Below are 15506 nucleotides of genomic sequence, written 5' to 3' on the forward strand. Positions count from 1 at the left end.
CCTCCTAAGTTGTGGACGAATTATCGAATTTCGAACGAACCGTTTTGATTGAGAAACAACGTGAGATCCGCTGGAATTGAGTGATTTAAAACTTTATCTACATTTACAGCATCTGAATTTAAATAAAACGCTAATGCAGCTTCTGGGGTGGTGCCACCACGAATCTTACGGTTTACTAAGCGTTCTTGAAGAAACTCAGGCTGTGTATCGACGAAGACGGTAAAATCAGCCAAACGATGCAGTTCATTCCACACCGGTTCATTAAGCAGTAACCAATTCCCCTCAACGACAACAACATTGCGATTCACTAAAATGGCGTCGTCGACTGGATCATGCAAATTGCGGTCGTAGCATGGCCATTTCGGATCTTTCACTTTGAGCTGTTTGAGCTTGTCGATAAGCTCCGTCAGATTAAATGTTTGATAGGCCCCCTTAATACTGCGCAGAGGCACGAGCTCGCCATCTCGTTCAATCGTATTGTTGTCGAGGATCTCATTTGGATAATGGAAACCATCAAACGGCAGAACTTGTAAAGGCTCTTGGCTTTCATCTTGTTCAGAGAGGTATTCCCAGAACGCAGCGAGTGTCGACTTACCGCTGCCCGGAGGGGCACACAAGAACACCACTATGCGTTCCTGCTTCTCATGATAGAGGCGAGTAAATTTTTCGATAAGAGGCTGATGGATTCGTTTTACGTCGGCATCAGGAAAGGTAGCTTCGGTTTCAAAACCACTGACGTTTAAATTCACTTTCATGGTGAACCCTTATTGATTGATCTCCCCTTCGATTCTTTCTATCAACATTTCACACGACAGCTTCAACACTGTTTTGATGAGAGATTCGTATCTCATTTGCGAAAAGGACTCAAACGAAGAGAACTTAAGCTGATTGATCGACTCAAGATAAAAGCTGTCTTGCTGAGAAGAGAGTACCGCTTGGTTTTTGATGAAATCGTAAATCACGTCATCCGCAAATTCGACTTTCTCAGGTTGGCTAACCACGTACTCCAAGACCTGATCGTACAATCCGATATCGGCGTAAGTTTCCAAAGAGATTTTGCCCATCGCAAACATCAGCTTCGATACCACATCGGTTGTTGCTAACGGACCATCTTCTTTCAATAAAGGATCCACAGCATACTCCTTCACAAGGTCGTCTTGAACGAACACTTTCGGAAGCAGTGCTTTTAACTTGAGGTTAATTATTTTGTTAGAAACCTGAAGAAACGCAGTGGCATTTTCGCACTCGTCCAGTTTCTCCAGTAATTCATCTTCAGGTGACAACGTATTATGACCTCTCCATTATGTGGCAGCGCAAAGGCTACCACACAAATTCGTTGCAACTAAACCGTTAAGCTCACGTCATAAAACTCAAGTAACGCTTTTTCTGCATGTGCGTTCCACACATAGTTATTAGCGTTCAAAATTGCGTCTAATTCAGCGAAGAACGGGTCTTGGTCTGCCAACGATAAGAAATCATCAATCGCGGTCAATGGCAGGTCAATATGTGGGTAAATCAACTTCTTACCGCCCGGAATATCCAGCTGATTCAAAATCGTATGGGGTGCAGCTTGTAAGCCACCAACATGGGTGATCATGAACGATGGATTGATCTTACCTTGTGAGGAAAGCTCGATAGATTCCACCATGTCACCCTTTGAACCACCGGACGTTCCCACAATGTGCGTTGATTCGTAATGCACGTTGTAGAAGTTAAACGGCACTTTGAAATTCTGATCCGTTGGGCCAGCAAAGAAGTTGAGGCAGCCATCATTGCCAAGTAGCTCATCGGCTTGTTCTAGCACTTGAGCAACCGCCGCGTAGACCATTACATCGTCATAACCATTGCCACCGTTGAGTGCTTTGAGATACGCGACCGGGTCGTCGATTTGAGCCGTGTTCACGTAGTGCAGTTCTACGCCCTGCTCTTTGGCTTTTGCAACGGGAATGAGGCTTTCAGCTCGGTCTAAACGCGCGGCGTCGATGTCCGTCACCACGATCAGTTTTGGCTTCACCGGGCCGTTAATCGCGTAGTCAATCGCGCCAATCCCCATTGGGCCAGCACACGCAAGTAGCGCTAATGCTCCGCCCTCTTTGATGCCCATATCGTGCTCGTACACGTATTGCGTAGTGTGGTAACTCGCATGGTACGCACCGATAATGCAAGACATTGGCTCAGCCAAAGACGCATCTGCAAAGTAGTCACCGTGGTAAGGCAGTACGCAGCCTAGGTCGATAGCGATTTTAGGAATAATGGAATACGTCGCGTTGCCACCAAAGGTTTCGTAGCTGTAACCCGCTGAGTAACCAGTAGGCAAACCCATTGCTGGTTGCAGTACAAAGTAATCGCCTGCTTTGTATTGATCTTTTAGGTTCTCACCAACTTCAACAATCACACCTGCGTATTCATGACCAGTCATCACTGGCACTTCATCAATGTTCTCAGGAACGCGTTTGTGTTTGCTACCTAACAATGCTGCTTTGTAAGTGGATAGACAAATGCTGTTTGAAATGTTTTTAACCAGAAGTTCGTCGGCTGAAATGTTTGGTAAATCAAAGGTTCTTAATTGAACGTTTTTCTCACCACAGATAACCGCTGCCGTTGTTTGTACCATGATTTCTCTCCTAATTGGGGCGATACCTGCCGCCCCAAACTGCATTGTTAGGCTGGTTGCTCAGTCGCGACCGTTTGTTGCTTAATCTTATCCATCAGCTCGTCAAGCGCTGGGTCGTTGAGGAAGTTCTTGATCGTTACGACTGGTAAACCTGTCGCGTTGACTGCGCGGCTTTCTAAGCTCTCGTGTGTCACGACGATATCGGCTTCACTCGGGACTTTCTCGATGGCAAAGTTCTTCACTTCAATCTCTATCCCAGCTTGTACCAGCTTGCGTTTGAAGGTCGATGCGCCCATTGCACTAGAGCCCATACCCGCATCACATGCGAATGCGACAAATGAAATTGGCTTGCTCGGCTCTTGCGTCGTCGCAGCTGCCGCAACTGGCTTAACTGCGCCTTCTGCTTTCATCTCTTTCATGTCAGAAACTGATTTCTCAAACTCGCTTTCTTTTTCTTCTGATTTGCTTACTTTCAAAATCGCACTTGCTACCAAGAAAGAGACAATCGTTGCACTTGTCACACCTGCGATGGTCGCGATGAAGCTACCTTTCGGAGTAAGAGCAAGGTAAGAGAAGATAGAGCCTGGACTTGGACCCGCGACCAAACCGGCATCGAATAGGTTGAAGGTTGCGATGCCTGTCGCCGCACCAGCAATCATTGCCACAATCATGATTGGTTTCATTAGTACGTATGGGAAGTACAACTCATGAATACCACCAAAGAAGTGAATGATGATGGCACTTGGTGCAGAACGTTTAGACAAACCCTGACCAAACTTCGCGTAAGCCAGCAGCATACCAAGACCAGGACCTGGGTTAGATGCCACCATAAAGAAGATGGATTTGCCTGTTTCTGCGGCCGCTTGCAGGCCTAGTGGGTAGTAAATGCCTTGATCAATGGCGTTGTTCAGGAACAACACTTTTGCTGGTTCGTTAATGATCGCTAACAAAGGCAGGAAACCCGTTGCAACCAACGCTTCGATGCCTGATTTCACAAACAAGTTTGCTGCGGTGACCGAAGGGCCAACAATCTCGTAGGCGAACAAACACAACAGCATACCGACGATACCCAACGAGAAGTTGTTGACCACCATCTCAAAACCAGAAGGTATGCGGTGTTGAATACGTTTATCCACTTGCACCACAACCCAAGCGCTCAGTGGGCCCATGATCATTGCGCCAACAAACATCGGTATGTCAGCCCCGACAATCACGCCCATCGTACCGATAGCCCCCGCTACCGCGCCGCGTTTTTCACCAACAATCTGACCACCGGTGTAACCAATCAAAAGTGGCAGCAAGTAAGTGATCATTGGCCCCACGAGTTCGCCAAAGGCTTCGTTTGGCATCCAGCCCGTAGGAATAAAGAGTGCAGTAATAAAGCCCCAAGCGATAAAGGCTCCGATATTTGGCAGCACCATGGCGGTCAAATGACCTCCGAAGGCTTGCACATTGGCTCGCATGTTTGCTTTCACGTTATGTTCCTTTTAGTATGCTTTTATTATGTCTAGCACTTGTTCTTTGGAAGAGGCTTGTGCCAGTTTTGCAATGTTCTCTTCATCCACAAACATCTCGCTCAACGCTTGAATCACCTCAATGTGGGTATCAGAGTCTTTCGCAGCTAAGGTAATAAGAATATTGGCCGGACCGAGATCCGATCCAAAATCAACAGGTGATGGGAAAATATGAATGCCTAAGCCTGTTTTTAAAACACCAGTTTCAGGTCGGGCATGAGGCATTGCCAATCCAGGGCATAACACATAGTAAGGACCGTTTTCTTCCGTTGAACGGATGATCGCATCAGCATAATGCTGGGAGACGTAACCTTTATTTTCTAGGTATTGAGTGGTCTTTTTAACCGCATCTTGCCATTGGTAAGCGCGATCATTAATTACATCTACTAGTTCGTGGTCGATTAACTCGTACAACATATTTAACCCTATCAACAGTTCGTCATCTGATGGGTTAATTATCAATAACAGAGTCCCAACCGCGCAACCGAGCTACTTTTGCGCTTCGAGTCACACTTTAAAGCCTGTCAATTTGTTTAAATGGACAGAGCTCAAAAATCCCACACGTAAAAAATCTACAAATTTTATTTGAGCAACAAGTCAATAGACGAATTTTGAATACAATCACCTTCTCGAAAATATTCTTAAAGTTACATTATTTAAATCAGATCACATTAGACCTATTGACTCGATATAATTCGTGATTAATTTCAAAGTTCATTTCGGACCGTTTCTTGATCACTCGCGCTCAAACGTAGATAAGCATCACACTTGTTGGCTAGAAAAAATAAAAACGTCACTGGCTTTCACCAAATTGCAGACACAAAAAACCGCCATTCAGGCGGTTTTGATCAGTCCGCAGACCAAACGGATCGTATGTCTGGCCATCCCCAGTTTGTGAGTGCGACATCTTCCAAGACCCCTTGAAAACGTAGCGTCTGAGTATGGTGGAACATCGGTGCAATCCAATACTCGCTAATCAAAGTGGACGCAATCGGCTCTAACGCGCTCAGGTAATCTTCAAGCGGTGAGAATGCACGGACATTCTCCATTTGAGCATCCAACCACGCCGCATTTTGCACCCCCAAGGTGTGGTAAAGCACGGCATTGCTAAAGAAGTTGCTAAACGCAGACGCATGACGGTTATCGTCCAAGTTGATATTGGTGACAACCAGAGTCTCATCTAGCGTGCCGTTTTTGGCTTTCTCGCTCAGTTCACGGTAGGAGTACATAACGATCTCCACTAGACTGCCCGCACGCTCTAAACGCGAAGAAATCGCTCGTGCACACCGGCGTAGCGCCGTGTAATTGTACCCTGCGATGGTGATCAGCTTTGGCAACTTGACCACATCTCCAAAGGGGCGCAACACTGGTTTCCAGTTTGGCAACAAGTTATAAGCAGCGACGCTACCAAAATTGATCTTTTCGCTCTTCATCACTTCGGCTAACTGCTCCGGTCGAATCAAATCACTGATGTATCGGCGCTGAGCCTGAGACAAAGCGTGCTTCGCATGATGGTTAAACAGTGCGAACAAACAACCGTCTTCCGTTCGACTGCGTTTACTCGCTGGTGATACTTCACTGTTTGGCGTCGACATATAGTGGCTGCACATGTCATCAGCAGAATCAGGTTCTGGTTGCAATGTGTTTGCGGCAAGCGATGGATTTTCCATCTGTTCATCGTTGACGATCCATATCGTCACAAAATCCGTTAATACTCGACACGCGTAATAGCCATCAAACGCTTGCAGTTTCAATCGGTTTTCACTGTGCTCAACGACGGAAAATGGACCACTCCCCACCACCAACTTGTTGTTAGCAACGTTCACCTGACTCACGGGCTGAATGCCATATTTCACGCCAGAAATAAGTCCAGCAAAACCCAAGTCAGGTCGGTTAAGCTTAAAAACAACCTTCAATGGATTAAGTGCCGTAATGTTGGCAACATGCGCCAGCTCTTTTTCGTAGTATTCCAAAGAGCTTAATTTGGCGAACAAACTGACAACCGTTTCAGCATCAATTGGGTTGCCATTATGAAAAGTCAGACCCGGACGAAGATAAAATGTCCATTCGTACAAGCTGTCATCATAACGCCAATGATGAGCCAGCTCTGGCTGCACCTGCCCGTTGTAATCGCTTGAAACCAAACAACAATAAATTTGGCGAAGCAAAAAACGTTCACTACTTCGCTGCAGTTGATGCGGAACCACACGCTCGAACATGCGTTTGTAGGTTAGCTGAATATTGAGCCGCCCCTCTTTTACCGATGCGCCCGACGTTGTTTTGAGGAGTCGCCCAAATGCAGCTTCATCTTCATCCAGAATCGACAGCGCTTTCTCGTACTTACCAAGCTTGATTCGCTCTAGTGCAAGGCTTTCTTTTAGCGCGCTGAGTTCAACGTTTAACAACAATGTTGAACGCTGGTTCCGTCCCGGTTTTGGTCGCCAACTTAACCACGCTATCTCTTGCATCTGCGCCAGCAAACTGCGCGCATGACGAGGCGAAGTAAACAACAAATCGGCGATTTCTTGCAGCGTGGTTTTTGCTTCATTACCAACACCAAAAGAGAGCAAGCGTTGGTAATAACGAAATAAGTTGAGATCAGACACCGCACGCACCTTAACTCTAGGAGGCCATTCAATAGGCGTATTTTACTGAACTTGGCGGCAATAAAATAAGAAAACTTCCAAACACTTTGTTCCCCTTTTACTAACATTTCGTGCCTATATTGTAGGAAAACCCCACCAATTCGGTTTTATCAGGAATAAAGCGAAGAAATCTACTCTCTTTTTCGCCTCCCCTTTTTTCACCATACTAATTTAGCGAGCAGGAAATATAGAGAATTGCTCATGACCTAACCCCCAAGCAGAACTTAGCTCCTGATACCACACCCCCAATTCGTCGTATCTTTAAGTTCTGCTTTTTTACTGCCAACAGTTGCGCCTTAGAAAAAGCACACGTACACTTAATCGCAATTCGACGATTAACTATAAAGGTTTGCTCATGAGCAACAAATGCAGCGAAACGTGCCAAATTGCTTTTGAAGCCACGCAAAAACAACTCGATAAAGAGCAAGCACTCGCCGCTCAAGCGAAAGCGCTGTCTCATCCTGCTCGCTTACGCATTCTGCATATTCTTCACACTTTAGACACTATGGGCGGCTGCTTAAATAGCGATTTAGTCTCTGAGTTAGGTTTAGCGCAATCGACCGTATCAGAACACTTACGTATTCTAAAACAGGCCGGGTTTATCAGTGCAGAACCTAACCCGCCAAAGGTTTGTTACCGCATTCAACGTGAAAAACTGAACGCGTTTAACGCTCAATTTTCCGGTTTATTTAGCTAAGACACATTGCGCGCTTTCCATGCGCGCAAAGATAAACTATAACCTTATATATCGCCTTTCGACGATAAACGAATAGAGATCACTATGACGACTGAAGTTTTAAATAGTGCCAGCGAAAAAATGAGCTTTCTTGACCGCTACTTAACGGTTTGGATCTTTGTCGCAATGGCCATCGGCGTGGGGATAGGCGCAGCCTACCCGCAAGTAGCAGAATGGAACGAAGCAATGTCCGTTGGTAGTACGAACGTACCACTCGCCATTGGTTTGATTTTGATGATGTACCCACCACTCGCCAAGGTGAACTACGGTCTATTAGGAACGGTAACGAGAGATAAAAAAGCCATCACGCTGTCTCTGGTTATGAACTGGATCATCGGCCCAATCCTGATGTTCGTTCTTGCTTTAACCTTTCTTGGTGATCATCCAGGTTACATGGTCGGTATTATTTTGATTGGCCTTGCACGCTGCATCGCTATGGTTTTAGTGTGGAATGATATTGGCGGCGGCAACAAAGAATATGGCGCGGCCTTGGTGGCATTAAATAGCGCATTTCAAATTCTGACTTACAGCGTTATGGCTTGGCTATTCATCACCGTACTTCCACCGTTCTTTGGCTATGAAGGTTTTGTGGTTGATATTTCCATGGGAGACATTGCGGAAAGCGTATTGATTTACTTAGGCATTCCGTTCCTCGCTGGTTTTCTCAGTCGTAAATGGTTAGTCGCTGCAAAGGGTGAGAAGTGGTACAACGATGTGTTTATTCCTCGAATTTCACCCATTACTTTGATCGCTTTGCTCGCCACCATCGTGCTGATGTTCAGCCTCAAAGGAGAGATGATTTTACAACTGCCAATGGATGTATTCCGCGTGGCAGTCCCACTAGCGATCTACTTCGTAGTGATGTTTTTTGCCAGCTTCGTTATCGGGAAGAGAATGGGCATCCCCTACGATAAAAATGCCTCCATCGCATTTACGGCAACGGGTAACAACTTTGAGTTGGCCATTGCGGTTTCCATTGCTGTATTTGGCCTGAATTCCGACCAGGCATTCGCTGGCGTAATTGGCCCGTTGATCGAGGTTCCGGTTCTGATTGCTTTGGTTAACGTCGCACTGCGGATGAAAACCAAATACAAAAGCTAAAATGGGAAACATTGAGACCGAGCCAAATAGCAATGTTAGGTACTAACTGGCAACGGTTTTGATGTACTCGCTGGGCGTTAAACCAAACTTGCCTTTAAAGCGTTGGCTAAAACGCCCTTCCGATTGATAACCACACAACTGCGCGAGCAACGCAACGTTGTATGAACCATTTTGCATCAGGTAGAGTGCGTGATTTAAGCGCACTTCTGCCAGCACTTCGCGATACTGAGTACCCTCTTGCTTGAGTTTGCGTATCAACGTTGCTCGGCTCATAGCAAAACGCTTAGCAACAAATTCCAAAGGATGGTCATCGCCCGGAGATCGTGACAGATAGCGGCTGAGTTTCTGACTGAACGAGGTATTGGAACTCGAGAAAAGCCGATGCAATAGTCCTCGCTCTGCTAACTGCTGATACAACCCCATCATCCAATAACGTTGCGTCGCTTCACTTAAACTTTCCCGTTCAAAAGAAAACAAGGCATTTAATGTCGCTTGCAGTGCTTTGTCTGTCTCCACCGCTGGGACGTAATTTCCCAATGCATTACTCACACTCAGCTCTAACATTTCATCGCTAGGTACACAGTGAAAACTGAACATTCGTGAGAGAAAACGCCCTTGTTGAGGAAGGTTTTCAAAATTCAGCGAAGCGTTTGCTTCACAAAGCATGATGTTAGGATGAAGAATATCAAGCGCTTCGTCTTTCCAAAACAGACGCTTACTCCCTTTAATGATCTGGATAATACTCGGGGAGTGAATCCTGACGTTACGCAGCTTTTGCTGCTGCTCCGCACGAAACAGCGTCACTTGATATTGATGTCCCATCTTCTCCCCTTAAGTATTTAATTATCGCGTGTAAGTCGCGGTTAACTTCGCGTTGTCCAATGCGACACTATTCAACGTAAATCCCACAACCGCCGCTGGCGTGTTCTCATCCAACTTCAACTTATCACTCGGCAGCGCCCAAACGGTAAACTGGTAACGGTGCATACCATCTTTTTCTGGAGGACATGCGCCGCCAAAACCAGTAGTACCGTAATCGATACGAGACTCCTTACCGCCGAGCTTACTGATATAAACGCCACGAGGCAGCTCGTTAACTGAGGCTGGAATATCAAACGCTATCCAATGCCAAAAACCACTGCCTGTTGGTGCATCAGGATCGTACGCGGTAATCGCAAAACTTTTTGTACCCTTTGGAACGTCTTTCCACATCAGTTGTGGAGACTGGTTCGCACCATCACATCCCCAACCTGAATATTCAAATGTCTTCGCCATTGGATGACCTTCTTGAATATCTTTGCTCGTTAGTTCAAAAGCATGGGCAGAGCCGATAACCAAAACGCTAAGGGCCAAAACAGACTTGTGAATCGCTTTCATGTGTTTATTCCTTTCAATGAGTTCAATTCAAGTCTATTCATCAACCCAAGCCAAGATACATCAATAAGTATCACAAAATATAAAACCATCGTCTATTTTGATACTTTAAGATTCAAACATAAATTTCTTATTCTCTGAGTTGCATCTGGTTTATGCTAACCAACCGCTCAGAGAACAAGGAAGACAAAATGGAACTGGATATCTACGTCGTTGACGCATTTACAGACACGCAATTTAAAGGCAACTCAGCAGCAGTCGTACCCTTGCAAGAATGGTTAGAACCAGAGCTAATGCAAAACATTGCAGCGGAAAACAACCTCTCTGAAACCGCGTTTGTTAAAACGATTGGAACGAATCAATATGAAATACGCTGGTTTTCACCACTTACAGAAATCGACTTTTGTGGGCACGCAACGCTCGCCGCTTCCATGGTGTTGTTCGACCAACTCTGCGTTACAGGAAGTATTGAGTTTCACACATTAAAAGTGGGCACCTTAACCGTAATTAAGAACGCACTTGGCAAGATTGAAATGACATTTCCGACAAGAGCGCCACAACCCGTCAACGCCATTCCTACGCAATTAATTGAGGGATTAAACTGCGAAGTAACACACGTACTGCTTAGCCCACAAGCTTACTTCGTCATCGTGGAAGATGAGCAAACCGTTTTTGATGTTCAATATCGATCCGACCAACTGAAACAACTCGCCCCTTACGATGTCGTCGTCACATCAAAAGGCAGTCAATACGACTTTGTATCTCGCTACTTTTGGCCAGCGAATGGCGGAGATGAAGACCCTGTCACAGGATCAGTCCACGCAGGCTTAGCACCATATTGGGCGCAAGAGCTCGGCAAAGCATCTTTAGTGGCGTATCAAGCATCAGCGCGTGGTGGCGTTCTGTACTGCGAAGTCAAGGAGGATTGCGTCAATGTATCTGGTGATGGTGTGTTGTATATGAAAGGCAAAATTTACGTCTAACTGTACGTTGAAGATTGGCGTTAACTGTTTTTATCCTGAAAGCCTAGCCGCCCGCTAGGCTTTTCTATTTCCTGCTGTTTCAGCGTTAATCGTTACAAAGGTTGTTCGACAATACACACTGGAGAGCCTATCTCACAGTCATAACCCGTTGCAGTAATTTCCCCTGTTTGAGGATTGCGACGAAAGCTCACCACATTGTTGGAATGTTGATTGGCAACCAGCAACCACTTTTGATCATGAGACAACACAAAATCTCGTGGAAAAACCCCTTCACAGTGAATGGCTGCTCGCCTTTTTGGCGTATCGCCAGACACATCAAACATACTGATTTTGTTCTGAGCTCGGCAAGAGACATACAAAAACGTTTCATCTTGCGAAAGACGAATCGCCGCCGCCGCTTGCTGATTCTCTTCCCCTTCTAATAATTCTGTTTGATTCGAGATAAGCCATTTATCTTGGTGCTTAACCAGAACAATCAAGGTTTCTGACAGTTCGCAAACCACATACGCTGTCGACTCTTGTTGGTTAAACACCACATGGCGCGGTCCCGAACCTGCGGGTAAATGAATCACTTGCGACAGTGAAAAATACGGAGGCTGGGCATCGTAATCATAAATAAGGACGCTATCGCTGCCTAAGTCTACGACAACCAATTGATGACTGTGCTTTAAAAACGTGACTTGATGAGCGTGAGGAGAAGTTTGGCGCTCTAAATTCGGCCCGCATCCATCAACGTATAAATCCGCCAATAAACCAAGCGGTTTACCATCGCGCTCCAATTGAAATACGCTAACATTTCCAGAGCCATAATTAGCAACCGCCAAAAACGGTTCTTTGATATCCAAATGACACGGATAATCGCCATTAATCGGCAAAGAGACGGATTCACTACCGCGAAAAAACGCGAGCTCTGCACCTTCATTTCTATCCATTTCGCTAAACGTATACAGCCCGTGTTCGGTGGTCGTGAGATAGGACGGATTACATTGAACTACAACATCGTCAAGCCGAGTCAGTTCACCCGTTTCAGTGTTCAGCGATAGACGCACAATGCCCGTGCTCGAACTCGGTGGGTTGGTGTAAGTGCCAATATAAAAATGCACGTGACCAGTTGTTGTCATGGATGGCCTTGTATGAGTGATTCGTATTATTCAACACCTTGCCTATTGTCATGGCAGACCGCAATCCATTTTACGAATCAGCCACTTAAAATGTGAAGCAATTGCTCATTTAAAACCGCAACGACATCGCCGTTTGCAGTTAAAGTGGTTTGGCGTTTTAAACAGTATGTCAGCCTTGAGTATGAAAGCCTCGACTTACGGTTACTTTCAAGTGTTATATTAAAGACGAAGAATGTATTTTATGTTCAAGATCTAAGTTTCATTAGCAAACGCTATAATAAAAAACAAAAATCGGGATAAAATAAATAATAATCATGTAACAGTTAATTTTCCTATAAACACCAAATTGAAACACATTATTAATTTCCATTTATTTATAAATTATAATTAATTTTATAAATAACAAGGATTTATTTTAATTATGAACATTTAGATTACGACTTAATTTTATTCACGATAAATTTATTTGAGACATTAATCACACTATATTTCAAACCTCAGTAATAGACTCCGAGCCTTTCAACCCCCCATTATCAGTGAGTCTATGAAACTTTCTAATTTAAGTATCAAGTATAAAATCAGTGCGCTGATTTTGATCATTTCGTTATCTGTTATCGCTCTCTCCGTTTTCTTTACATCTGAAATCAAGATGATAGAAGGAAAACTTACCGTATTTTCTGAAACCACCGTACCTAGCGTATTGCTCGTAAAAAATACCGAAATTGAACTCGGAATTTTAAGAAAGGATGAATTCTCTTTATTAACCAATGTGAATCACCCTCAATTCATGGAATGGGTAGCCGGATTAGAAAAATCTGAACAAAAAATTGATAAATATCTAGACCAATATGAGAAAGGACTATGGGATCAACGCGACCGAGACGCTTTCAATAAAGTAAAAAGTGCCTGGGTTAAATACAGTGCGTTTAACAATGAATACGCGAAGTTGCTATTGAATAATAAAATCGACGAAGCAAATGAAACATTGTTAAACGGATTTTCTACATTCACACAATTATCCGATGCGATTCGTGATTTAGTGGAACTAAACCAAACCTACGTACAAGAAGATATTGCTAGCGCTCATGAAGCAGTGCGCAGCGCAATCACCTACAGCATTATTGCTATCGTCGCGCTATTGGCATTGAGTTTTACGCTAGGCCTATTCCTAACCAAACAGATCTGCACACCACTAAATTACGTGGTAAACATGGCATCAAAAATCGCGTCGGGCGACCTAACTTACCAGCTTCCACGTAACAAAATTGGTCATGATGAGCTTGGCACCTTGGCAGATGCCTGCGTTGATATGCAAGCGAAGTTGCTTACTTTGGTCGACAGTATCTCGTCAACCACAGCTCAAGTAGGCACCGCTATTGAAGAAGTGAGCGCGATTTCCGAACAAACTTCAACCGGCATGGATGAACAACAAGTTCAGCTAAACCTTATCGCAACAGCAATGAACGAGATGCAAGCGACAGTAAATGAAGTCGCCAGCAACACCGAAGCCGCGTCAGAAACTGCAAACAGTGCTTCTCACGATGCGAAAGAAGGCCGCGGTGTCGTTCAAGAATGTATTAACCAAATCCACGAAGCGTCATTGGCGATTCAATCGGTTGGCAACATGGTGACAGAACTGGAACAAGATGCGTCTAACATTAGCGTTGTGGTTGACGTTATCCAAGACATCGCGGAACAAACCAACTTGCTTGCGCTTAACGCTGCCATTGAAGCTGCGCGCGCAGGTGAACAAGGCCGTGGTTTTGCCGTCGTAGCGGATGAAGTGAGAACGCTAGCAAGCCGTACTCAAGCTTCAACCGAAGAGATCATCACGATCATCTCTAAACTGCAAAATTGTTCGAAAAGTGCCGTTTCAGCAACAAATAACAGCAGCGATTTGATTCAAGAGTGCGTTGAGCAAGCACAAAAAGCCGGTGCAACCATCGACCAAATCGAAAAAGGCGCAGATAACATTGCAGAAATGAGCATTCAAATTGCGAGTGCTTGCAGCGAGCAAAGCTCGGTAACAGAAGAGCTGCATCGCAACGTGGAACACATCAACCAGTTCTCTAGCGAAGTGGCGACAGGTTCACGCCAAACAGCAATTGCATGTCGCGATTTAAGTGAGCTGGCGGTAGGTCTACAAGAGATCGTCGGTCAATTCAAAACTGCATAGTCACTCACGTCATTCTTATCTATTCAAGCCCAGCGCTCATCGCTGGGCTTTTTTAATGTCATTTGCCGATAAAAACCGGAGCTTGGTCAAGGTTCTTTAAATTGAGGCCTTCATAGCCCACTTCCAACGCTAAGCCTCTCTATTTAAAAAGAATCGCTTGTAGATAAAATGCTAAGCTCTAAAAAGAAATCGTTATGGATGGCGGTTAGCTACGGGTTAGCGGGCTCAATCAACACGCTCCCGTTCGCAAGTTATCTATTCATGCATTACTTCTTCAAAGGAAGCACCGCACTATGAAGCGAATCATTTTTGGCACATTGGTTATTGCCCTTTTAAGCGCCTGTTCAAAAGATAACACGCATCAAGCGCTTGGCACTCTAGAGCGTGACCGCGTAACGTTTACTGCCACATCTAATGAGATTATTAGAGCCCTTCCAGTCAAAGAAGGCAGCTTGGTCAGTGAAGGGGAAGTGTTGGTTCAGCTCGATACCAAGAATCAACAAGCCGTTCTTGCACACGCCGTTGCCGAACAAGCCAAAGCGGGAGCGTATTTGCTTAAATTGACCAATGGTGAACGTCCAGAAGACATTGCTGCCGCATCGGCACGCGTAGCCCGAGCGGAAGCGCAGCTCACCGAAGCGCAGAAAAACTATCAACGCAAAGCAGAACTGGTGCGTAAAAAGCTCATCAGCCAATCCGAAAAAGATTCCGCTCTTGCGGCAAGAGACTCGGCGAGAGCCGAATTAGACTCAGCAAAAGAAGAGTTCAGTAAGCTCACCGCAGGTTCTCGCCTCGAAGACATCGAACAAGCTAAAGCCTCTTTAATGGCGGCAAAAGCCGAAGTGGCGTTGCAAGAGCAAAAACTGGCAGAACTCACGATCACGGCCACGCGTGACGGTACGCTCGATAATTTGCCTTACAATCTTGGCGAACGCGTACCAGTAAACGGTGTGGTTGCCGTGATTCAAGCCAACCGCGTGCCGTATGCGCGAGTGTATGTTCCTGCCGATTATCGAATCGGGTTTATTCCTGGAAAAACCGTGACAGTGAATGTCGATGGCCTTGAGAGTCCATTACAAGGCACCGTTCGTTGGGTGGCTAGTGAGCCTTCATTCACACCCTACTTCGCACTAACCGAAGAAGAACGTTCACGATTGATGTATCTAGCAGAAGTTGATTTACCTGAGTCTGCAAAAACGTTGCCGTCCGGTGTGCCTGCCCAAGTAGATTTGGTGGAGTAAG

The 15506-nt window shown here is 45.3% G+C and carries 14 protein-coding genes; 5 read left to right on the forward strand and 9 right to left on the reverse strand.

Features of this window, described 5'->3' with window-relative positions:
* Positions 1-20: 20 nt before the first annotated feature.
* From NDJ01_RS15880 to NDJ01_RS15905, 6 genes are all read right to left on the reverse strand, one after another.
* On the reverse strand, positions 21-755 hold the full coding sequence (locus tag NDJ01_RS15880; RefSeq protein ID WP_258586964.1) for a nucleoside/nucleotide kinase family protein: 735 nt from the start codon (positions 753-755) through the stop codon (positions 21-23).
* A gap of 9 nt (positions 756-764) precedes the next feature.
* Positions 765-1283 carry an MltR family transcriptional regulator gene (locus NDJ01_RS15885; RefSeq protein WP_258586965.1) on the reverse strand — a complete coding sequence of 173 codons (519 nt, stop codon included), beginning with the start codon at positions 1281-1283 and terminating at the stop codon, positions 765-767.
* Positions 1284-1342: 59 nt separating this feature from the next.
* Entirely contained in the window at positions 1343-2614 is a 1272-nt protein-coding gene (locus NDJ01_RS15890) for a zinc-binding dehydrogenase (protein WP_258586966.1), read from the reverse strand.
* A 47-nt stretch (positions 2615-2661) separates the two neighbouring features.
* Positions 2662-4089 (reverse strand): PTS mannitol transporter subunit IICB, encoded by a 1428-nt coding sequence (locus NDJ01_RS15895; RefSeq protein ID WP_075110107.1) that lies wholly within the window; start codon positions 4087-4089, stop codon positions 2662-2664.
* 12 nt (positions 4090-4101) lie between these two features.
* Positions 4102-4545, reverse strand: coding sequence for a PTS sugar transporter subunit IIA (locus NDJ01_RS15900; RefSeq protein ID WP_005391226.1), 444 nt, complete (start codon positions 4543-4545; stop codon positions 4102-4104).
* 431 nt (positions 4546-4976) lie between these two features.
* Positions 4977-6734 carry an SgrR family transcriptional regulator gene (locus NDJ01_RS15905; protein WP_258586967.1) on the reverse strand — a complete coding sequence of 586 codons (1758 nt, stop codon included), beginning with the start codon at positions 6732-6734 and terminating at the stop codon, positions 4977-4979.
* 394 nt (positions 6735-7128) lie between these two features.
* On the opposite strand from NDJ01_RS15905, the gene NDJ01_RS15910 reads away from it, so the two are divergent.
* Together NDJ01_RS15910 and arsB are read left to right on the forward strand one after the other, a co-directional pair.
* Entirely contained in the window at positions 7129-7470 is a 342-nt protein-coding gene (locus NDJ01_RS15910; RefSeq protein WP_006742094.1) for a helix-turn-helix transcriptional regulator, read from the forward strand.
* A gap of 84 nt (positions 7471-7554) precedes the next feature.
* Entirely contained in the window at positions 7555-8610 is a 1056-nt protein-coding gene (gene arsB, locus NDJ01_RS15915) for an ACR3 family arsenite efflux transporter (RefSeq protein WP_258586968.1), read from the forward strand.
* A 42-nt stretch (positions 8611-8652) separates the two neighbouring features.
* On the opposite strand, the gene NDJ01_RS15920 is transcribed toward arsB, so the two are convergent.
* Entirely contained in the window at positions 8653-9432 is a 780-nt protein-coding gene (locus tag NDJ01_RS15920) for a helix-turn-helix transcriptional regulator (protein ID WP_258586969.1), read from the reverse strand.
* A gap of 21 nt (positions 9433-9453) precedes the next feature.
* Positions 9454-9987, reverse strand: coding sequence for a YbhB/YbcL family Raf kinase inhibitor-like protein (locus NDJ01_RS15925; RefSeq protein ID WP_053809584.1), 534 nt, complete (start codon positions 9985-9987; stop codon positions 9454-9456).
* A gap of 188 nt (positions 9988-10175) precedes the next feature.
* Between NDJ01_RS15925 and NDJ01_RS15930 the strand changes: the two genes are divergently transcribed.
* Entirely contained in the window at positions 10176-10967 is a 792-nt protein-coding gene (locus NDJ01_RS15930) for a PhzF family phenazine biosynthesis protein (protein WP_053809585.1), read from the forward strand.
* A 92-nt stretch (positions 10968-11059) separates the two neighbouring features.
* On the opposite strand, the gene NDJ01_RS15935 is transcribed toward NDJ01_RS15930, so the two are convergent.
* Positions 11060-12088: a lactonase family protein gene (locus tag NDJ01_RS15935; protein ID WP_053809586.1), complete on the reverse strand. Its 1029-nt coding sequence runs from the start codon at positions 12086-12088 to the stop codon at positions 11060-11062.
* Between the two features lie 544 nt (positions 12089-12632).
* On the opposite strand from NDJ01_RS15935, the gene NDJ01_RS15940 reads away from it, so the two are divergent.
* Together NDJ01_RS15940 and NDJ01_RS15945 are read left to right on the forward strand one after the other, a co-directional pair.
* Positions 12633-14264: a methyl-accepting chemotaxis protein gene (locus tag NDJ01_RS15940; protein WP_015312995.1), complete on the forward strand. Its 1632-nt coding sequence runs from the start codon at positions 12633-12635 to the stop codon at positions 14262-14264.
* A 293-nt stretch (positions 14265-14557) separates the two neighbouring features.
* Positions 14558-15505 (forward strand): HlyD family secretion protein, encoded by a 948-nt coding sequence (locus tag NDJ01_RS15945; protein WP_065645758.1) that lies wholly within the window; start codon positions 14558-14560, stop codon positions 15503-15505.
* Position 15506 lies beyond the last annotated feature (1 nt).

Origin of the sequence: Vibrio sp. HS-50-1, assembly GCF_024747315.1 — a bacterium.
Classification (GTDB): Bacteria; Pseudomonadota; Gammaproteobacteria; order Enterobacterales; family Vibrionaceae; genus Vibrio; species Vibrio diabolicus.